Origin of the sequence: Massilia genomosp. 1 (assembly GCF_011682185.1) — a bacterium.
GTDB classification, from domain to species: domain Bacteria; phylum Pseudomonadota; class Gammaproteobacteria; order Burkholderiales; family Burkholderiaceae_D; genus Telluria_A; species Telluria_A rubra.
This window is the reverse complement of sequence record NZ_WHJF01000115.1, coordinates 1-20336: the sequence shown is the minus strand read 5'-3', so window position 1 is coordinate 20336 and position 20336 is coordinate 1. Positions and strand designations below refer to the sequence as shown.

16 protein-coding genes are annotated in these 20336 nt (G+C 66.8%); 11 read left to right on the top strand and 5 right to left on the bottom strand.

Annotated features, from left to right (window positions below):
* Positions 1-385: 385 nt before the first annotated feature.
* The 5 genes from tssA to F1735_RS28360 are packed head-to-tail and all read right to left on the bottom strand — an operon-like array spanning position 386 to position 7919.
* On the bottom strand, positions 386-1453 hold the full coding sequence (gene tssA / locus F1735_RS28380) for a type VI secretion system protein TssA (protein WP_167240048.1): 1068 nt from the start codon (positions 1451-1453) through the stop codon (positions 386-388).
* Positions 1450-5319 carry a type VI secretion system protein gene (locus tag F1735_RS28375; RefSeq protein WP_167240047.1) on the bottom strand — a complete coding sequence of 1290 codons (3870 nt, stop codon included), beginning with the start codon at positions 5317-5319 and terminating at the stop codon, positions 1450-1452. The genes tssA and F1735_RS28375 overlap by 4 nt, the downstream gene beginning before the upstream one ends.
* Positions 5316-6077, bottom strand: coding sequence for a DotU family type IV/VI secretion system protein (locus F1735_RS28370; protein WP_167240046.1), 762 nt, complete (start codon positions 6075-6077; stop codon positions 5316-5318). Before F1735_RS28370 ends, F1735_RS28375 begins: the two co-directional genes overlap by 4 nt.
* Before the next feature lies 1 nt (position 6078).
* The gene (gene tssK / locus F1735_RS28365; RefSeq protein ID WP_167240045.1) at positions 6079-7428 is read right to left on the bottom strand and encodes a type VI secretion system baseplate subunit TssK; all 1350 of its coding nucleotides are present in this window, start codon (positions 7426-7428) and stop codon (positions 6079-6081) included.
* Positions 7425-7919 (bottom strand): type VI secretion protein, encoded by a 495-nt coding sequence (locus F1735_RS28360; RefSeq protein ID WP_167240044.1) that lies wholly within the window; start codon positions 7917-7919, stop codon positions 7425-7427. The genes tssK and F1735_RS28360 overlap by 4 nt, the downstream gene beginning before the upstream one ends.
* Positions 7920-8239: 320 nt before the next feature.
* Here F1735_RS28360 and tssB point away from each other — a divergent pair, with 320 nt between their 5' ends.
* The 11 genes from tssB to F1735_RS28305 all read left to right on the top strand — a co-directional run bounded on the left by tssB (position 8240) and on the right by F1735_RS28305 (position 20221).
* Positions 8240-8758: a type VI secretion system contractile sheath small subunit gene (tssB, locus tag F1735_RS28355; RefSeq protein WP_167240043.1), complete on the top strand. Its 519-nt coding sequence runs from the start codon at positions 8240-8242 to the stop codon at positions 8756-8758.
* A gap of 39 nt (positions 8759-8797) precedes the next feature.
* Entirely contained in the window at positions 8798-10369 is a 1572-nt protein-coding gene (gene tssC, locus F1735_RS28350; protein WP_222853102.1) for a type VI secretion system contractile sheath large subunit, read from the top strand.
* 53 nt (positions 10370-10422) lie between these two features.
* Positions 10423-10923, top strand: coding sequence for an Hcp family type VI secretion system effector (locus F1735_RS28345; protein WP_167240042.1), 501 nt, complete (start codon positions 10423-10425; stop codon positions 10921-10923).
* 6 nt (positions 10924-10929) lie between these two features.
* Positions 10930-11370: a type VI secretion system baseplate subunit TssE gene (gene tssE, locus F1735_RS28340; RefSeq protein WP_167240041.1), complete on the top strand. Its 441-nt coding sequence runs from the start codon at positions 10930-10932 to the stop codon at positions 11368-11370.
* Positions 11367-13184, top strand: a complete 1818-nt coding sequence (gene tssF, locus F1735_RS28335) for a type VI secretion system baseplate subunit TssF (protein WP_167240040.1) — start codon at positions 11367-11369, stop codon at positions 13182-13184. The genes tssE and tssF overlap by 4 nt, the downstream gene beginning before the upstream one ends.
* 3 nt (positions 13185-13187) lie before the next feature.
* Complete coding sequence (gene tssG / locus F1735_RS28330; RefSeq protein WP_167240039.1) at positions 13188-14204, top strand: type VI secretion system baseplate subunit TssG; 1017 nt, start codon at positions 13188-13190, stop codon at positions 14202-14204.
* Positions 14201-16750 carry a type VI secretion system ATPase TssH gene (gene tssH / locus F1735_RS28325; protein WP_167240038.1) on the top strand — a complete coding sequence of 850 codons (2550 nt, stop codon included), beginning with the start codon at positions 14201-14203 and terminating at the stop codon, positions 16748-16750. Before tssG ends, tssH begins: the two co-directional genes overlap by 4 nt.
* Positions 16751-16774: 24 nt before the next feature.
* Positions 16775-18769: a type VI secretion system Vgr family protein gene (gene tssI, locus F1735_RS28320; RefSeq protein WP_167240037.1), complete on the top strand. Its 1995-nt coding sequence runs from the start codon at positions 16775-16777 to the stop codon at positions 18767-18769.
* The gene (locus F1735_RS28315; RefSeq protein ID WP_167240036.1) at positions 18766-19269 is read left to right on the top strand and encodes a toxin-antitoxin system YwqK family antitoxin; all 504 of its coding nucleotides are present in this window, start codon (positions 18766-18768) and stop codon (positions 19267-19269) included. Before tssI ends, F1735_RS28315 begins: the two co-directional genes overlap by 4 nt.
* A gap of 10 nt (positions 19270-19279) precedes the next feature.
* On the top strand, positions 19280-19669 hold the full coding sequence (locus F1735_RS28310) for a DUF4280 domain-containing protein (protein WP_373888593.1): 390 nt from the start codon (positions 19280-19282) through the stop codon (positions 19667-19669).
* Between the two features lie 234 nt (positions 19670-19903).
* Positions 19904-20221 carry a hypothetical protein gene (locus tag F1735_RS28305; RefSeq protein ID WP_167240034.1) on the top strand — a complete coding sequence of 106 codons (318 nt, stop codon included), beginning with the start codon at positions 19904-19906 and terminating at the stop codon, positions 20219-20221.
* Positions 20222-20336 lie beyond the last annotated feature (115 nt).

Sequence of the window (20336 nt, the reverse complement as noted above, 5' to 3'; positions counted from 1 at the left end):
GCTTCATTGACTGTCCCGTTCAATTGGGTAGGGACGCTATCGCCCGCGACATTCCGATTCAAGTTGAAAAGGTCCTGCATCGGAAAAGCGGCGCTGCGGCGGTGGTTTGTGCAACATTCAGGCTAGCAGCAGATGCCGGCAATCTGCTGGCTCGACTTAGACATGAGTTTGACCGGTAGCAGTTAAAGCCGCAGCCGAGTCAGCTCCTCAGGACAGCATTACAAGTACTTTTTCATGTGCAACCCTTCGTATCGGTATTGTTAGGAAACGCCCTGGAGTGCTTAACGTGATGTGAACGGCGCTATACATCTGTACCTCTGACTTGCGCTCCCATCAAGCGCCCGTACAAGCGCACGCTGCGCATGTGATCGCACCTGGATCGGGCTCATTTCACCGGCTCGCGCACCAGTAATTTCTGCATCTCGTTGTTGTTGCTCGTCAGCTCCCCCAGCAACTGCTCGAACGGCATCCTTCCCCACGAAATAGCGCGCCGGATCAGGCTTGGGACCGGGCTGTGCGGGTCGGTCTTGGCGAGATAGTCGGCGATGATGCCCAATCGCCGATAAGCGTCCTCGCGCCCTGATATGGGGTCCGCGACCGGACCAAGGCCCAGCGCGCTTTCCGCCACCGCAGCGAGCGCCAATTCCGGCTGCACTGTTTCCGGCGCTGTGTGCGTCCCGACAAATTCCGGATGCGCCTGCTCGCCATGGCGCAAAACGGTCTCGATCTCGCCCAGGACCGCGGCCAGCTTTCGCCAACGCGGCGCCGACATCGCCGCCGCCTGTTCGACCGCTGCGTACGCCTCGTCCAGCGCCATCCGCCACTGGCGCGCCGCCATGCACAGTGCGGCAATGTCCTGCACCGGCATGGTGAGCATCTGCGCCTGCGCGCGCGCGCCGGTCAGCAAGCCGGCCTTTTCCCCATCGGCGCCAGCCTTCGCCTTTTTCACGTCCTCAGTCTTGACCGCCATCGCCTGCCGCCATTGTGCGAGCGTGATCATGCACGCGTCCACGCCACCTCCCCGCACCAGCGGCACCTGCAGCATCAGCGTCGTCGACCAGTTCTCGTCGGCCCAATCGAACGGCGCCGTGCGAAATTCCATGTCCCCATTGCGCGGCAAGGGATGCAGCTGGTCCCAAAACCGTTCGCACAAGCCCTGCAGCAGCTGCGTGGCCCGCACCCCACCGGCCAAGCCGTCAAGCGCGATCCAGGCCTCGCCCAGCCACGCGGCGACCTGCAAGTCCTTGCTGCGCTCCGTCAGCGCCTGTTCGCACAAACGCACCACTTCCGGCCAGTCCGCACGCTTGAGCTCACTGGTCCATACGCCGCGCGGCAACAGCGGGTCGTCCTCGTGGCGGGCGGCGGCGATCGCGTCGTACTCGGGTTCATGCAGCAGCGCTATCCCGCACGGGCCGCCGTTGTCCAGCGGCTGCAGCAAATACGCCACACTCATCGCGTCTCTCCATTCTCGTTCGCAGCCATCCGCGCTGCTGGCTCCACCAATACCGGCGCGGCGTCGGTAGGGAAGGCCGGCACCGACAGGCGTTCCGTTTTCCCATGCACCGCTACTTCCAGCCGGGCATAAATGTTTGCCTCTTTACCCACGTTGTCGCTTTTCTTGTCTAGCGTTGCGACCTTGAAGCGCAAGACGTTCGGTGGCTGCGCTTCGCGCTCGGGTAGCTCGGACTGCGGCGCCGCGTGTTCCCTCAACAGATGCAGCAGTGCCCAGGGAGTGTCGTACGACCAGGTGATGGTCGGATTGCCAGTGCTGGCGCCGGCCGGAAAAAGATCACTGTCTTTTGCCCAGCGCAAGTCCATGGCGATTTTGTCGGCCATGCGCCAGGACAGCGCCGTCCTGGCGTCGATGGTGGTCGCGCTATCGTTGATTTTGATGGTCCATGCAATAATCTGATCGCCACCTTTCTCATGCTCCCGGTTCACCCTGAACTGCGTCCACAGGTCCAGCGCGGCAAAGCCGCCGGCGGGATCTTCGGTGAGCATCGCCGCCAGAATCGGCTGCACTGCGGCGAGCCGGTCGATGAAGGCCAAGGCCGCCGCCGACGCCGGATCCGTGCGCCGTTTCAGGAGCGTGCCGGCGGTCTTCATGTTGGCGTCGAGCAGCTGCAGCATGCGGCGCACCTGCGCGGGGTCGGCGGGGGCGGCCGCGCGCGCGGCGCTGAATGGATAGCGGTTCCACAGATGCCGATTGAAGTGCGCGGCAATCAGGCCATAGCTGCGACGGGCCTGCGGCACTTCCAGAGCGTAGCAGCGCAGCCCGAACAACTTGGCGACCTTGGACATGCGGTGCTGGAAGAAGTCCGGCTGGGCGTGGCCGATGGGCGGCAGACGCTCCGCACAATCGACGATGTCGAGCTTGCCCAAGTCTTCGGTGAACCATTTTTCGAGCCGCGCCAGCGATCCGGTCGGCACCTTGGCGGCATGCTTGGCCAGTTCGTCATCGATCCGGCGCCATTCGCTCAACATGGCCTGCGCCTGGCTCCCCGCCATCAGTTCTTTTTTGGCCAGCCAGGCGCGCGCGCCGTTGCTGGCGGACGCCAACTCGGCCACCACCCGCAACTGCGCGTCGAGGTATTCCCGGATCGCGCCATCGTCGCCGCGAAGGCCGAAGGCGGCGGCGGCGCCGGCGGGCGTACCGTCCCAGTTGCCGACGGTGCCGGGGTCGGGCAGATACAGGCCGCGATCGTCCACCGCGCCCTTTAGTTCCGTCAACAAGGCCATTGCCTGCGTATCCATCACGCTCTGCCAGTGCTGCGCCGCCGGCTTGATCTCAAGTTGCCGCATCCCGGCCAACAGCGGCGTCATCCATTTCTGGGCATCGTCGAAATTGAGGGCGCGCAATCGCATCTCGCCTGGCGTCTCGATGACGGACAGGGCAAGGTGGTGGTCGATCATGGCGCCCGCCTGCAGCCGCGCCAGTTTGCGCAGCGCGATCTGGAACGATGGCGGCGCTTCGATCAATTCCTTGGCCTCGTAAGCCTGCAGATCGGCCAACAGGACTTGCGCCGCATTGATCTGTTCGGTGTTCCATGTCAGCGGCCCTCGCGTGTCAGGGCCTGGCCGCGCCGCGCTCGAGACGCCCTGCGCGAAGCGGTGCGCCAGCAGCTTTCCGATCGCCTGCTCGAGCGCGCCGAGATCGGCGTTCACTTGCAGATGCTTGCCTTCGTTGAAGTCGAGCAGCCGCAGTGCATTGCCCTGGTTGACCACCTCATCGTGAAATTCCTTTTGCCGCGCCAGTGTTTTGGCATGAAGCTCATCCGCGCGCACGCCAAGGATGCCTGATTTGCGGATCTTTCCTTCCACCTTGAGATACGCCTCGTTGTTGCCCAGCTGGCCGTTGACCATCCAGGCGGCATCGGTCCGGCCGAGCAAGGTACGCAAGTCGCCGATGGTCCGTTGCAGACTGGCCAGCCGTAACTGCTCGCCCGCTGGATCGTCATTGAGCTGCTTGACGCCGGCGACGAGCTCGCGTTGCAGGTCGAACAGCCGGTTGCGCTCGAAGGCGCCATCGAGGAAGTCCTCATGCACCTCGTCGAGCTTCGCGCGCAGCAAGCTGTCGTCTTTTGCGTCGTCGTTCTCGCTCGCGTCATAGCTGCTTGCTTGCAGCAGGCGGTCGAAGCGCTGCACCGTCGCCTGCGACGCGGCGTTGAGTTTCATGTCGAACAGGTAGTCGAGCAATTCCGCGACCTGTCGCCAGCGGCCATTCTGCACGGCGGTCACGTCCCTGAATTTGCTGCGTTGATCTTCAAAAACGACGGCGGCGTCGACGAATTTGCGCAGTGCGCCGAATTCGGCCACGCCTTCCGGATTGGCAGCGAGCGTGCCTTGCTCTCTCGTGGCGACATGGCTGCTCTGCATGAGCTCTTTCGCGCGGCCGTTCAAGGCCAGGCGGATGTTTTTGAACAGCACCTTTTCGTAATAGGTCTTGAGCGCCCAATCGACCTTAAAGCGCAGTCCGCCCAGGTAAGGATGCCACGACGCTGGCATGGCATAGGTTGCCGTATGCCAGTCCTGCACCTTGTCCATTTCGGTGAGTAACTCCTTCATCGCGATGTCGTCGCGCTTGTCGAGCGTGTCGTTCTGCGTCCGCAGCGCCGTGTAGATGCCGCCCAAGGGCCGTGCGATATCGCTCAACTGCTCTTGCGTGGCGAAATACGAGGGCACCAGGCAGATGAGCCAGATCGCCGCGAGCGTGCAAGCGCCGCCCAGCACGACCAGTTGGGAACGCTTTTCCGCGTCCAGCCGGCGCTGTACCACCTGGGCCAGGCCAAATTCGCCGAAGATACGCTGGGCGAACAGTTCGCGGCAAAACACCGGGGCGCTGTCCTGCGCCGGCGCCGCCGCGGGACCGAAAGGATCGGCCTGGGCGTCGGCATTGTGCCGGACGCGGGTGCGCCCGCTCAGGTAGAAGCCGCGCAGGTCGAATGGCGTCATGACCGTATTTTCGCGCATCGCTTCCTGCAGGGCCGACGGCAGGCGGCCCAGCAGCGCGCCCAGCTGGTCGGGCATGACGAAGATGCTGGCCGCATCCGCGCCCAGGTCGCGCCGGGTCGACACGGCGCTCACCAGCAGGCGCAAGCGGTTGACCAGGCGTGCCACGCCTTGCTCGCCGGCGGCCGTGCGCCACGGCGTTCCCAGCGCGTTCGGATTGGACCAGCCGAGCGCCTGTGCGCGCGCCGCCTCCGGCAGCCGGGCGGCCCAGCGCCCGAACCCGTCCACCGACTCACAGCAGCCGATCACCACGTAGACAGGCAGGCGCAGGCCGAGCCGGTCCTGGATGTCGACCAGTTTGCGGTACATCTGCTCGCCGCCGGCGCGATCGTTCTCCAGCGCATCGAGGGGAATCTGCCAGACGATGGCGTCGAGCGCGCGCCGGCCACGGTGGCGCTCGAGCAGGCGCAGGAAATCGGTCCAGGCACTGCCCTGGCCTTCCCAGGCCGCCGCTGGCAGCGCGAAGGCCACGCCTTCGCTGCCGCGCCACCAGCCGCATTCTTTGCCGCTCCCCACAACGACCGGTTCGAGTCCGGCGCCGCGCAGCAGATCGCCGTGGCCCGGTTCGGACGGGCCGCACACCAGGACACAGGGTTTGTCGTAGCGCAGGTCGGCGTCGCGCGGATACAGCGCTGCCATGGCGGCGGCGAACACGTCCTTTTGCAGCGCGCCGAGGGCCGGCGCGGGCGGCGGCGGCGGCGTCTTGATGCGCCGTGTCTTGCGCCACAATACCGCGGCGGTGATCAGTGCCAGGATCAGCGCCACCAGCAGCAAGGCCAGCGCCAGCCAGGTCCATAGCGGCAGGCTCATGAGTACCCCGGCATTAGCACGATCACATTGTTGACAATCGGGCGCAGCTGCAGCCACATGAGGATCGAGACGATCAGCGGCACCGACAGCGCCGCGCAAGCGAGCAGATACACGCGCATGCGCTGCGCCAGGCTGCGCCGGTGGGGCGCGGTGCGGATCAGATTGCCGTCGCGCGTTTCGCTGAGGATGAAATCGGGATCGTCGATGACGCAGATGCCCGGGTACAGAAAGCCGAACAGCATGGCGCGCCGCCGCGCCAGCTCGACGATCGCCTCGGGCCGGTCGCGCAGGCGCCCGGCATAGCCCAGCGACAGGCAGTACAGATACAGCTCCGCCACTTCGCCGCTGGCGCGGTCATTGGTGCGCGTGATGGCGTCGATGCGTTCGATCAGCAGCGCGCCGCCGCTGCGGGTCTTGAACATGCGCCACTCGAGCAAATGCTCGGACCAGACCGCGCGCCCCTGCCACGGGGCGTTGAGGAGCGTCTCGTCGACCACCTGGGCGAACGCGAATTGCAAGGCTTCGGCCTGGTCCACATCGCCCACCGGCGTGCGCGCGCCGGCCAGGCGCGCCAGGGACAGGCGGATCGTGTCGAGCGCCTCGCCCATCCTGCGCGCCGCGACGGTGGCCAGCTCCGCGCTGGCCGGCTCCTTGCCCGTGCGCGGCTGTGCGGCGAGCAGCACCAGGAAATCGCCATAGGCGGCGCGAAACAGCATGCCCAGCGGATTGGCGTCCTGCACCCAGCGCGGCGTATGCATCTCAGCGTTCCCCCGCGTTCGGTCGCGCACTGCGCAGCAGCATGGCCACGGCGCGCGGTTCGATGTAATTGTCGGCGTTGCCGCCGGGACCGAGGATGCGCAGGGCGGCGCCCGGATCGAAGCAGTCGGCCGCGGCGCCGCCCGGATCGAGGCGGAACAGGGTGCGCCCACTGTCGCCGCCAATGCCCTGGGCCTGCTCGACGCTGAGCGCCAGCGTGCCGATTCCGCGCGAGCGGCGCCGCTGCAGGTCGGCTTCTTTGCCGGCCGAGCAGATCAGCGCCTCGCGCAACCAGTGCGCCATGTCGGCATCGCTGGCGCGGGCCGGCTTTTGCAAGGCGATGATGTACGGTTCGGCGGGCTCGATCGCGCCCAGGTCGATTTCGTAGTCGTGCGCCCCGCGCGCGGCGAAGGCGGCCCAGATGAAGTCCGGCGCCAGGCGCTTGCGCACCCGTTCCAGCTCGTCGAGCAAGGGATCGACGGCCAGGGCGATGTCGCGGTAATCGAAGTCCGGCAGACGCGGCAAGGCCATGCCCGGCACCCCCGCCGACAGCGCGCCCAGCAGGCCGGCCAGCAGCAGGAACAAGCGTTGCGGATGGGCGCTGCCGCCCTGATGCGTCGCTTCCAGTTCGAGCAGGCGCGCGGCCAGTTGCGCCAGGATGGCCTGGCGGCGCGCCGCCAGCGCGGCATCGGCGCCTTGCTCATTGGCCAGCGTGGCATAGTTCAAGCGCAAATCGCGGCACAGCCGGTCGATCCGTCCGTACAGGGGCAGGCCGGGACCGACCCGCAGCCAGGGGGCGATATACCCGGTCTGCAGCGGCAGGGCGCCGTTGTCCTGGAAGCGCAGCAGCGGCAGCAGCTCGTCGGTGGCAAAACCCTGGCCGTGCCCGCAGACCAGCTGAAGATTGGGCCGCAGCAGCGATACCGTCGCATCCACCCCGCCGGGATTCTGGTCGTTGACCAGCATGCTGCCCTGGTCCAGGAAGCGGCGCGGGCCGGGCCGGGCGCCGGTGCCGCGCGCCGGCACCGCCAGCGACAGGCGCCACATGCCATCGGCATCGGCATCGATTTTGCTCAGGTCGATGCTTAACACCTGGTCGGCCCGGCTGCTGACCAGCAAGCCGTCCGGCATCACCGCTTCCAGTTCGGTGACGGCGACCACCGGCCCGTCCTGGCGCGTGCGCAAGTGCAGCAGGCCCCAGTGCAGCGGCTCGACGCTGCGCAGCAGGGCGGGGGCGAGCATTTCGAGACGCGCCGACTGCTGCTGGAAATGCTGCGGCGCCAGGCGCATGCCCTCGTACCAGCGCACCGCGTCGGGCAGGCCGGCGCTGCAAGGGTTGTCGCCCGCGCTCATGGATTGCCCTCCATGCGGACCGTCTTGTCGGCGAACCGGACCGTCGCCTTCGGTGTCGCGTCGAGCCGCAGGCGGTAGGCGCCTTTGCCCTTGTAGTTGGCAAAGAGCAGCACGGCGCGCGTGCCGCGCACGGCGAACCCGGCGTCATCGACCGGCTTGGACATGCCCGGCGTCAGTTCGTAGGACCAGCAATGCACGCGGTCCGGGTAGTCGCGCTTGATGTTGGCGCCGGGATCGAACCATTGCGCCGCCGTCAGTGCGAGCAGGGCCGGCACCAGGGATTCGTCGGATACCGCCACCAGATCCACCGCAAAAGGGGTGGCGTCGTTGGCTGTTGCATCGACTACAAATTGCACTTGCTTGAGCGCGATCTTCGGTTGAAACAGCGACTTGGTGGCCGCGCAGCCGCTGATGGCGAGCACGGCGCAGACGGGCAACCATGCGCGGCGCGTGGCCGCGAAACGGAGCAGGGACAAGATCGGACTACGCAATCGAATTCCTCCTGGCGTCGCCCTGGACGGCGCGAATTGACGGCCGCTTTTGCGCCGTTGCTGCAGCGATTTCCGGTCACCGGATTGGCAAACGAATTGAAAATATAGCATCAAAAAAACTGTTGTATTTTATATTTTTTTACCTTGAGGTAAACATTGCGAAAAAATATTTTGAGAGTATTATTTTTTCAGTCCTAAGCGATCGTCCGATCGACTCACTTCGCATAGCGCCCGCAAAGACGGGCGTCCTTGCAGGCGTCGATTCCTCTCAGCGCGTGCGGTCCATGCCGGGCGCAGCGTATTTTGTCCAAGGAGAAGTGATGTCCGATATCGAAAATGGCCAGCATTGGCTGAGCCGAAATCGCCCCCCGCGCGTGCAGATTACGTATGACGTGGAGATTGGCGACGCGGTCGAAAAAAAGGAGCTGCCGCTGGTGGTGGGCATCCTCTCCGACCTTGACGGCGTGAAAGGGAAAATCGTCGGCGAACAGACCTTCGAGAACATCGATAACGATAACTTCGACGAGATGCTCAAGACGATCTCGCCGTCCGTGACGTTCACCTTGCCTGCAAGCACGCACCTGCCCGAGCACCCGGCGGCCCAGGCGCTGGAGGCGACGTTTACGTTCCAGAAGTTCGACGATTTCAATCCGGTCGCCCTGCTCAAGATGAACAAGGACACCGCCGATCTGTTCGAGGAGCGCCAACGCCTGCGCGACATGCTGGCGCGGCTCGACGGCAACGTCCGCCTTGGCGACAGCCTCGACAAGGCCTTCAAGGCCGCCCCCGGCGCCACCGAAGGCAGTAGCGGCGCAGCCGCGCCGGACACCGCAGCCTAGCGTGTCCGCCTTTTCGCAACGATCTTCCTGGAGTAACTCATGCCCACCAATTCCGAATTTGTACTAAGCGAAGAACAAAAATCCGTGGTCAAGGAAGCCGAACTGGGCGACGCCGACGAGCAACTGATCGGCATGGTCATCAAGGCCACCTACGACGAAGCGCAAAAGCGCACCGCCGCGCAGATCCTCAAAGCCGCGCTGGCCGCCGCCAAGGCCCAGGACACGCCCGAGGGGGACTCGGTCAAGGCCATCAGCAAGCGGATCCGCGATATCGACGACCTGATCAGCGAGCGCCTGGACCAGATCCTGCACAACGCGCAGTTCCAGGCGCTCGAGGCGGCCTGGCGCGGCCTGCACATGCTGGTGTTCGGCACCGAGACCAGCTCGCGCCTGAAACTGAAGGTCATGAATATCGGACGCGACGACCTGCAGACCGATCTGGAAAAAGCGGTCTCGTTCGACACCTCGGCCCTGTTCAAGAAAGTCTACGAGGAAGAGTACGGCACCTTCGGCGGCCATCCCTTCAGCGTGCTGGTGGCCGACTACAGCTTCGGGCGCAAGGCGCACGAGGTCGGCTTGCTGACCAAGCTGTCGAACGTGGCGGCGGCGGCGCACGCGCCCCTGATCGCGGCCGCCGAGCCGGGCCTGTTCGGGCTCGATGCGTTTACCGACCTGGGCAATCCACGCGACCTGGCCAAGTCCTTCGAAGGCGCCGACGCCATCAAGTGGAACAAGTTCCGCGACAGCGACGACGCGCGCTACGTGACCCTGGTGCTGCCGCGCATGCTGCTGCGCCTGCCGTACGGCGACAACGGCAACCCGGTTGACGGCCTGGGCTACGAGGAAAACGTGTTCGGCGCGACGCGCACCTATCTGTCGGCCGAAAGCGGGGCGCCGGCCGGCAAGTTCCTGTATGGCAGCGAGGCCAGCCACAACAAGTATCTGTGGGGCAATCCGGCCTACGCGCTGGCGCAGCGCATCACCTCGGCCTTCGCCATGTACGGCTGGTGCGCGGCGATCCGCGGCGTGGAAGGGGGCGGGGCGGTCACCAACCTGCCGGTATTCAATTTTCCGACCGAAGCGAGCGGCAAGCTCAAAACCCTGCAATGCCCGACCGAGATCACCATCACCGACCGCCGCGAAAAGGAATTGAGCGACCTCGGTTTCGTCTCCCTGTGCCACAAGAAGAATGAAGACCTGGCGGTGTTCTTTGGCGGGCAGACGGCGGCCCGGCCCAAAAAATACAACAAGGACCTGGCCAACGCGAACGCCGGCATTTCCAGCATGCTGCCGTATGTGCTGGCCGCCTCGCGCTTCGCCCACTACGTCAAGGTGCTCATGCGCGACAAGATCGGCTCGTTCGCCACGCGCGAACAGGTCGAACGCTACCTGAACAACTGGGTGGCCGACTATGTGCTGGTCAACGACAACGCGCCGCAATCGATCAAGGCCCAGTATCCCTTGCGCGAGGCGCGCGTCGACGTCGTCGCCGTGCCGGGCAAGGTCGGCGCCTACCGCGCCACCATGTTCCTGAAACCGCATTTCCAGCTCGAGGAACTGACCACCTCGATCCGCCTGGTGGCCGACCTGCCGCCGCCGGCCAAAGGCTAAGCGACGCCGCCGGACCGCCGGACCGGCGACCCAACCTCTTTTCGGAGATACGCATGGATGCAATAATGCTCGACTTTGGCGACACCATCAAAGGCGATTCCACCCTCGAAGGCTATGTCGACAAGATTGAAGTGATGTCCTACAGTCATAACGTCGCCATGCAGGTGACCAATGACGTCAGCAACAAGGAGCGGACCTCGGGGCGGCCCCATATCGGGGAATTTACGATCACCAAGTTCCTCGACGGTTCGACACCCACCCTCAACGAATACTGCTGCGCCGGCAAGGCCATTGCGACCACCATCATCACGGTGGGCCGCAATTCGGGTGAAGACGATGGCAAGACCTTGCCCCTGATCGTCTATACCCTGAGCAACGTGGTGATCTCGAACGTGAGCATCAGCGGCGGCGCCGGCGGCAAGCCGGTCGAAACCTTGTCGCTCAATTTTACCAAGATCAAATGGGAACTGACGTCGCAGAAAGATGACGGCACCAAGGAAGGCACGGCCGCCACCACCTGGGACCTGGCCGCCAACAAGCTGATCAAGGCGTAAGGCCTCATGGCCGACAAGTCCACCGCGCGCCTGCCGCTACTCGAACGGCTGGGCCGGCGCGGCCACGGCCGCGCGCTCGACCCGGCCGCCTTGCGCGACTCGGTCGGGCGCGAGCTGCTGCGCCTTCTTAATACGCGCAGCAGCCCGCATCCGGCGCGCCCCCTGAGCGTGCCCGATTACGGCCTGCCGGACTGGTCGTCGTCGTACGCGGCCGACGTGGACGACCGCCAGCGGCTGGCGCGCACGATCGAAGCGGCGGTGCGCGCCTTCGAGCCGCGCCTGGGCGCGCCGCGCGCCGAGGTGTTCGCCGACCCGGACGGCATGCGCCGCCTGCGCGTACAGGTGAGCGGGCATCTGGCGAGCGATGGCGCGGCGTGGCCGGTCGACTATGGCCTGGCCCTGGACGGCAGTGGCGCGGCGCTGCTCGACGCGCGCGACGGACCATGACGCCCGCCGAACGCCAGCGCGACGATTACGAGCGCGAACTGCTGTATTTGCGCACTGCCGGGGCCGCGTTCGCGCGCGCCAATCCGACTGTCGCGGCGCGGCTCGAACTGTCGGCCGACCAGAGCCCCGATCCCCACGTCGAGCGCTTGCTGGAGGGCTTCGCGTTCCTGGCGGCGCGGCTGGGACGGCGCATCGACGATAGTGTCTCCGCGCTGGCGGGCAACCTGCTCGAGCAGTTGCACCCGCACGCGACGCGCCCGCTGCCGTCGGCCAGCGTGGCGCACGTCGAGGCCGATCCGGCCAAAGTACAGGTGGCCGGCGGCTACACCGTCGAACGGGGCAGTACCCTGTTCGCCGACACGCTTGACGGCGCCACCATCTACCTGCGCACCTGCGCGCCGCTGGTGGTGTGGCCCTTGCGGGTGGACGGGGTCGAGTTGCTCACCGACGCGCTCGAGGCGCTCTCCGGGCACCCCGGGCGGCGCAGCGTGCTGTCGGTGCGGCTCGCCTGTCCCGCCAGCTTCCTGCCGCGCGCGGCGGGACTGGGTACGCTGCGCTTTTACATCAAGGGCGCCGGCGACAATGCCGCGCGCCTGTGCGACCTGCTGTATGCGCACACGCTGGAAGTGCGCTGGCGCACGCCCGGGGCCGAGCCGGTCGTGCTGGACGGGGTGCTGCCGCGCTTTGCCGGCTGCGAGGCGCAAGACGCGCTGCTGCCCGAGCGCAACGATACCTATCCGGGGCTGCGCCTGTTGCTCGAATATTTTGCCTTCCCGCTCAAGTTCCAGTTTTTCGACCTCGATTGCAGCGCGCTGGGGCCGCTTGACCCAGTCCCGGGCGCGCCGGGCAGCACCAGCTACGAGCTGCTGTTCGTGCTCGGCGCGCGCCCGGCCGTGCCGCTCGAACCGGAGCCCGACGCCGTGCAGCTTGGCTGCGTGCCGGTGGTGAACCTGTTCCCGCGCACCTCGGAGCCGGTGCGCATCAGCGCCACCGAGTCGCAGTACAAACTGGTGGCGGACAGCTTTCGCGAGCGCGCGACCGAGATCTACAGTATCGAACAGGTCGCCAGCAGTGCGCCGGGCTTGCCATCGGAGCCGGTGGCGCCCTATTTTTCCTGGCATGGGGCGAGCGCGGGCACGCCGGCCACCTACTGGCATGCGCAGCGCGGTCCGTCCTTCAAGCCCGGCCTGGGCGGCAGCGACATGCTGCTCAGCTTTGTCGATCCTGGCTTCGATCCGGCCATGCCCGCCACCCGCTCGCTGGTCGCCAGGCTGCTCTGTACCAACCGCGGGCTGGCCGCGGCGCTCCCCGCCGGCACGGCGCTGGCGCTGGAAGACGGCGCCGCCGTGGCCGCCATCACGCTGCTGCACAAGCCGACCACGCAGTCCCAGGCCGCGCCCGACGGCGAGGCGCGCTGGAAGTTGGTGTCGCAACTGTCGCTCAACCATTTGTCGCTGGTGGAGGGCGCAAGCGCCCTGGCCGGCCTCAAGGAATTATTGGCGCTGAACAACCTGGGCGCGAGCGTGGAGGCCGACGCCCAGATCGATGCCCTGGCGCGCCTCGCGTGCGAGCGCGTGACCCGCTACGTGCGCGACGACCCGTGGCACGGCTACCGGCATGGCTATCTGCTGACCTTGTGGCTGGGACCGCGCGGCATGCGCGGCGCCAGCGCCTTGCTGTTCGGGGCGGTACTGCACCGTTTCCTGGCGCAGTACGCGGGCATCAATACCTTCGTCGAGCTGAGCCTGAAGCACGACGACGGCCGCGAACTGTTCCGCTGGAGCGCGCTGCCGAGCGCGCAACTGGGCCTGTAGACCATGCAACTCGACGCTCCCACTGCCTCGGTGCTCGAGCGCCTGCTGTCGGCCCCCGGCCAGTTCGACTTCGCGCAGGCGGTCGACCTGCTGCGGCAACACGCGCGCAGGACGGGGGCGGGCGGCGCCGCCGCGCCGGGACGGGGCAGCGATCCGCGCAAGGAGGCGCTGGCGCTGACGGCGACCTTCGAGCTCAGTTTCCGCAGCCAGCCGATCGAACGGATCGCACTCGGCGCCGATGGCGTGTTCACCCTGGTGGCGAATTTTTTCGGGCTGGCCGGCCCGGATGGCCCGCTGCCCGACGCCTATGTCGAACTGATCCGTTCGCAACTGCTCGAGCACGACAGCGGCGCGGTCGATTTCCTGTCCCTGTTCCAGCACCGCCTGCTGTCGCTGGCATACCGGGCCGAACACGATTTCCGCGCCGCCGCGCCGTTCGGCGAACCGGGCACGGGGCCGCTGGCGCCGGCCTTGCTTGCCCTGCTGGGCCAGCAGGCGGAGCACGCCGACGCCGTGCGCCGCCATGTGCTGCTGTCGAACCTGCCGGCCTGTGCCCAACAGCGCCACTCCCTGCGCGGCTTCCTGACACTGCTCGACCAGCAGTTCGGCGTGCATGCCCTTGGCCAGGAGTGGGCCGGACGCTGGATCGCGCTGCCCGAGCAACTGCAAACCGTGCTCGGCGCAGGCGGGCGCAATGACCTGCTCGGCGACGGCGCCGTGCTGGGACAGCGTGCCTGGGATGAAGGCGGGGCCGTGCGCGTCGATCTGGGGCGGATCGGACAGGCGCTGTATCTGGCGCTCTTGCCGGGCGGGGCCAGGCGGCGCGAGCTTGGCCTGCTGTGTACCTGGTATCTGGGGCCGAACCTGGCCTGCTATCTGCGCATGGCGCTGGCGCCGGACGAGGTGCCGGCCCCGGTCCTGGGTCCCGCCGCGCTGCTCGGGCATACCAGCTGGCTGGACCCGGCGCCGGCCGAATGCGGCATTGAACTGCTTGTCAACGACCACGGAGCGCTCCGATGAGCGTCGATTACCAGATCCTGATGCGGACCCTCAATCCTCACTGCGCCGGTGCGGTGCGCGGCGCGGTCCAGCGCTGCATGGCGCAGCAGCACTTTTTCGTCGAACCCGAACATCTGCTGCTCGAGCTCATTGCGGTGCCGGGCAACGATGTCGATGGCATCCTGCGCCAGGCCGGCGTCGAGCGTGCGGCCGTGGAAGGGGAACTCAACGCCGCGCTCGAGCGCGTCAAGCGCGGGCACGTGCGCGAGCCCGCCTTCAGTGCCGCCTTCATCGTGCTGCTGCGCGAAGCGTGGATGTTGAGCAGCCTGAGCCTGGGGCAGGCGCAGGTGCGCTCGGGCGCGATCCTGCTGGCCCTGATCGACCATGAAGCGAGCCGCGCGCAGCTCTGCGCCGGCGGCTCGTCCTTGCTGCGCATCGGCCGCGATGCGCTGCGTGCCGGCCTGGCCGAGTGGAGCGCGGCATCGCTGGAAAACACGGTGGCGCCGGCGGCCGCCGCTGCGCTGGACCAGTACACCGACGACCTGACTGCGCTGGCGCGGGCCGGCAAGATCGATCCAATCGTCGGGCGCGACGCGGAAATCCGCCAGGTCATCGACATCCTGCTGCGGCGCCGCCAGAACAATCCGATCCTGGTGGGCGCGCCCGGCGTCGGCAAGACGGCGGTGGTCGAAGGACTGGCGCGCCGCATTGCCGAGGGTGACGTGCCGCCGCCGCTGCGCCAGGTCGCGCTGCGGGTGCTCGACCTGGCGCTGCTGCAGGCCGGCGCCGGCGCCAAGGGCGAATTCGAGCAGCGCCTGACCCGGGTGATCGACGCGGTGCGTGCGGCGCCGGCGCCGGTGATCCTGTTCATCGACGAAGCCCATGCCCTCATTGGCGCCGGTGGCGCCGCCGGGCAGGGCGACGCCGCCAGCCTGCTCAAGCCGGCCCTGGCGCGCGGTCAATTGCGCACCTTGGCGGCCACGACCTGGCTCGAGTACAAGAAGTACATCGAGAACGATCCGGCCCTGGCGCGCCGCTTCCAGCTGGTGCTGGTCGAGGAGCCGGGACCGGCGGTCGCGGTCGAGATGCTGCGCGGGGTCGCGGTCCGGCTCGAACAGTATCACGGGGTGGCCATTCTCGAGAGCGCCGTGCATGACGCGGTCAAGCTCTCGCAGCGCTATCTGCCGGGGCGGCAGCTGCCGGACAAGGCCATCTCGGTGCTCGATACCGCCTGTGCGCGGGTGGCGCTGGGCCAGCACGACACGCCGCCGCAGGTGGAAGCGGCGCGGCGCCGGCTTGCCTCGCTGGCCGACGAAGTGCGCCGCCTGCGCGAGGAGCAGGCCACCGGCGGCGCGCACGGGACGGCGCTCGGCGCCCTGGCCGTCGAGCAGGAGGCACTGGGCCTGACGCTGGCCGGATTGACCCTGCGCTGGGAAGAGGAGCGCGAGGCCGTGCAGGAAATCCTGCGCCTGCGGCGGCGCCTGATCGCGCCCGCCGACGGGCAGGGCGGCGCCGACGACGAAGACGATGGCGCGCCGGCCTTGCTGGCGGCCCGCTTGCAGCGGCTCGAGGCCGGCCTCGAAGCGATCCGCCAGGATGACCCGATGGTGCCGGTGTGCGTCGATTCGCGCATGGTCGCCGCCGTGATCTCGGCCTGGACCGGGATCCCGGTCGGCAAGATGATGGCCGACGAAAGCCATGCCGTGCGCACGCTCTTGCAGCGGCTGGAACGGCGCGTGATCGGCCAGGGCGGCGCGCTGGCGCTGATCGCCAACCGCATCAAGGCGTACCGGGCCGGCCTGACCGATCCGCACAAGCCGGTCGGGGTGTTCCTGCTGGTCGGGCCGTCCGGCGTGGGCAAGACGGAAACCGCGTCCGCGCTGGCCGACGCCCTGTACGGCGGCGAGCGCAACATGGTCACGATCAACATGGCCGCCTACCAGGAAGCGCACACGGTCTCGCAGCTCAAGGGGGCGCCGCCGGGCTACGTCGGCTTCGGCAGCGGCGGCGTGCTGACCGAGGCCGTGCGGCGCAAGCCGTACTGCGTGGTCTTGCTGGACGAATTCGAGAAAGCCCATCCGGACGTGCTCGAAGCGTTCTACAGCGTGTTCGACAAGGGCGTGATGGAGGACGGCTCCGGCCTGCTGGTCGATTTCCGCAATACCGTCATTCTGGCCACCTCCAACGCCGGCGCGGAGCTGATCATGGGGGCCGATGCGGCGACGCGGGCCTCGCCGGCGGCCCTGCTCGAACGCCTGCGCCCCCTGCTCAGCGCGGTGTTCCGCCCGGCCTTGCTGGCGCGCGTGGCGGTGGCGCCTTACCTGCCCTTGCAGGAGCCGCAGATGCGTGGCATCGTGCGCCTCCAGCTCGACAAGCTGGGTACGCGGGTGCTGGCCGGCGACCCCGATTTTCCCGGCTTCGACGAGGCCACGGTGTCGTCGATACTGGCACGCTGCGGCGCCCACGGCGCGCGCGAGATCGAGCGCATCATCAACGACGAACTGATGACCGGGCTGGCCGACACGATCCTGGACGGCGCGCCCGCGGCGCCGCACGGCAATTGCTAGCGCCCGTGCGCGCGGGCCGCTGAGATGGCGGGCCACGCCGACAGCGCCCTGACCACCCTGGCCGTGCAGGCCGCGGCGCCGCTCGACTCGCTGTTCGTCCAGAGCCTGTCGGGTTCGGAGACGCTCAACGGCTTGTTCATGATCGAGATCGCGTGCCGCACCACCGACGCCGCGCTCGACCTGGAAGCGGCGCTCGGCCAGCATGTCACCGTGGGACTGGGCGCCGCGTCGGCCGTGCGCCTGCTCGACGGCATGTGCGCGCGCATCCGCCAGCGCCCGGCCGACAGCGGCTACGCCCTGTACACGCTGGAACTGCGCCCCTGGCTGTGGTGGCTGACCCTGTCGTCCGACAACCGCATCTTCCAGGCCAAGAGCGTGCCGGAGATCGTGGAAGCGGTGTTTGCCGCGGGTGGCTATCAGGACTATGAACTCAAACTGAGCGGCAGCTACGCGGCGCGCGACTACTGCGTACAATATGGCGAAACCGATTTCGCCTTCGTTGCGCGCCTGCTGGAAGAGGAAGGCATTTTCTATTTTTTCCGCCACCAGGCGGGCCACCATCTGCTGGTACTGGCCGATACGAGCGACGCCTTTCCCCCTTGTCCGGGCGCTGCCGCGATCGCGTTCGTGCCGGCCGCGACGGGCGGGCGCGAGCAGCAGTGCATCTATGCGGGAGAACTGGGCCAGCAAGCGGTCAGCGCGGGTTTTCGCACGGCCGACTTCGCGTTTGCGACCCCGGCCGCCGCCCTGACGGCCAGCGCCACGGCCGGCGCGGGCGGACCGGCCCACTACGATTATCCGGGCGGCTATGCGAGCAAGGCGCAGGGCGACGCCATCGCCACCAGGCGCGCGCAGGCCCAGGGCGCCGGTGCGCGCCAATTGAACGGTCAGAGCGACAGCCGGGCGCTGGTGCCGGGACACACCTTCCAGTTGACCGGGCACGAACGCGCCGATGCCAACGCCGCCTGGGTCGTGAGCGCACTGTCGCATGAGGCGTCGCACGAACGGTACACCAACGATTTTTCGGCCTTGCCCGGCAGCGTCGCCTACCGCCCGCCGCGCACCAGCGCGCGGCCGCGCATCCACGGCAGCCAGACCGCGATCGTGGTGGGCAAGGAAGGCGAAGAGATCTGGACCGACGCTTTCGGCCGTATCAAGGTCCAGTTCCATTGGGACCGCGCGGGCAAGCGCGACGAGAACAGCTCGTGCTGGGTGCGGGTGGCGCAATCGTGGACGGGAAAGGGCTGGGGCGGGCAGTTCATTCCGCGCATCGGCCAGGAAGTGGTGGTCAGCTTTCTCGACGGCGACCCGGACCGCCCGCTGGTGACCGGCTGCGTCTACAACGGCGCCAATGCGCCTCCCTACGGCTTGCCGGCCGAGCAGACCAGAAGCGGCATCAAGAGCAACTCATCACCGGGCGGGGAAGGCTTCAATGAACTCCGTTTCGAGGACAAGAAAGACGCCGAGGAACTGTACCTGCACGCGCAGAAAGACATGAAGACCGACGTGCTGCACGACGCCATAGCGGTGGTGGGCAACGACGACAGCCGCAAGATCAAGCAGAACCAGACGCTGGAACTGGAAGAGGGCAATCGCAGCGTCACGCTTTCCAAGGGCAATCTGAGCACGACGCTCACCGAAGGCAACGAGAGCCTGAGCGTCAAGGGGACGCGCGCGCTGGCCATCGAGGGCGCCGAAACGCACGACAACAAGGCCGATTTTACGCACCAGGTCGATGGCGGCTATGTGCTCACCATCAAGGGTGACCTGACCATCGATGTCCAGGGCGAGATCAAGTTCAAGGGCGCGGCGGGCCTTGCCATCGAAGCCGGCAAGGCATTGAGCGCCAAGGCCGGCACCACCTTGGCCGCCGAAGCGGGAACAGAACTGAGCAACAAGGCCGGCACCACGCTGGCGCTGGAGGCCGCCACCAGCCTGAGCAGCAAGGCGGGGGCGAGCCAGACAATCGATGGCGGGGGCATGTTGACCCTGAAAGGGGGAATGGTGAAAATCAATTGAACACGACCACGACCATGGGCGGCCAGGCGTTCACGCTGTTCGACGGCGACGGCAAGGTGCAGATGGAGGGCGAGCTTGCCGACGGCAAGCTCGAAGGCATGCTGCGCATTCATGAGGATGGCGCGCCACAGGCCGCCATGCGCTTTGCGGGCGGCGTGCAGCAGGGCGAATGCGTCATGCTGTACGCCCCGCACCGGCCGTCGGCGCGCCTGCATTTTGTCGATGGCCGGCTCGACGGGCCGGCAGAATTCTATTCCCTGGAGGGCGTCGTGGTGCGGCGCACGCACTACCGGCGCGGGCGCGTGCATGGCTTGCAGCAAGACTATTATCCCGACGGCGCCCTGTTCGAAGAGGCGCAGTATGCGCACGGCCTGCCCGACGGCGAATGGCGCCGCTTTCATCCGGGCGGTGCCCTGAGCGAACGGCGTTGTTTCGCTGCGGGGCGCCTGCTGGGCGAGGCCGAGCGTTTCGATGAGCGCGGCAACGCGCTCACGGCCTGAAAGGCGCGCCGTGTCGCTCTGTGTCTGCCTGGGCGCGTCGCTGCAATGCAGCTTTGGCGTGGCCCCCAGCGCGTTGGCAGTGTTGCCGGCCAACCGGGTCAGCGTCGATGGGGTGCCGGCCGCCACCGTGATCGATTGCGCGCCGATCGTCAACGTGCCGCCGTTCGGCATGTGTACCAGCATGGCCAATCCGATGGTGATCGCGGCCACCGCCGCCGCCCTGGGCGTGCCGACGCCGATGCCGTGCATTCCGGTCCCGACCGGCCCGTGGATCGTGGGCGCGCCGACGGTGGTGATCGGCGGCATGGCGGCCTTGAACAGCGATGCGAAGCTGGCCTGCAGTTGGGGCGGGGTGATCCAGATCCTGGTGCCTGGACAGGCCAGCACCGTGGTGCCGTGAGCCGTCTCGGCTGGCGGTTCGTGCCATTTTTTCGTCGCTCCCCTGGAACGCATTCAATGTCTGTCGAATTCGGAGTCTTACATGCTTACCATGGACATGATCAAGCGTCATCTTCTGCAAGCCCATGCCGCTTGTTGAAGCAAGCCTAAGTGCATGTGAGCTATGTGCGGAAATCGTTCTTTAGTGGCGATGATTAAATTGCAATAAACAATCCATTAATGAGGGGGTTATGAAATGCCAACTGTTGACGAAGTGGACGGGAAAGTAGTGGCCTTGAGCATGCGCGTTGCGACACTCGAAGGAAGCAGCGCGGCGCACGAGTTCGAATTGCAAAAGCTGAAAGATCGGTTTCACCTGGGGATCGCCGTTTTTTTGATCGCCGGGGCAGGCGCGGGATTCGCGTACAACGCCTTTACCGAAACGCGTGACAAGGTAGTGGTGCTGAAGGCGGATGCAGCAAAAGTAGAGGGCGCCATGGCGCTATGGTCGAAAGAGTTGCCAAAAACTGCAGATGCAGCCATCTTGCGTGCTGTCGAGAAGGTAACTGTTTAGCCCTGACCGTTGTAAACGCGCAATTGTAAACATTCCGATATCCGGGCATGATGCCGGTCATGGTAAAACTTGCCCCTCTTCCCGACCTCTCGACTCTCTCGCATCCCGAAAAAGA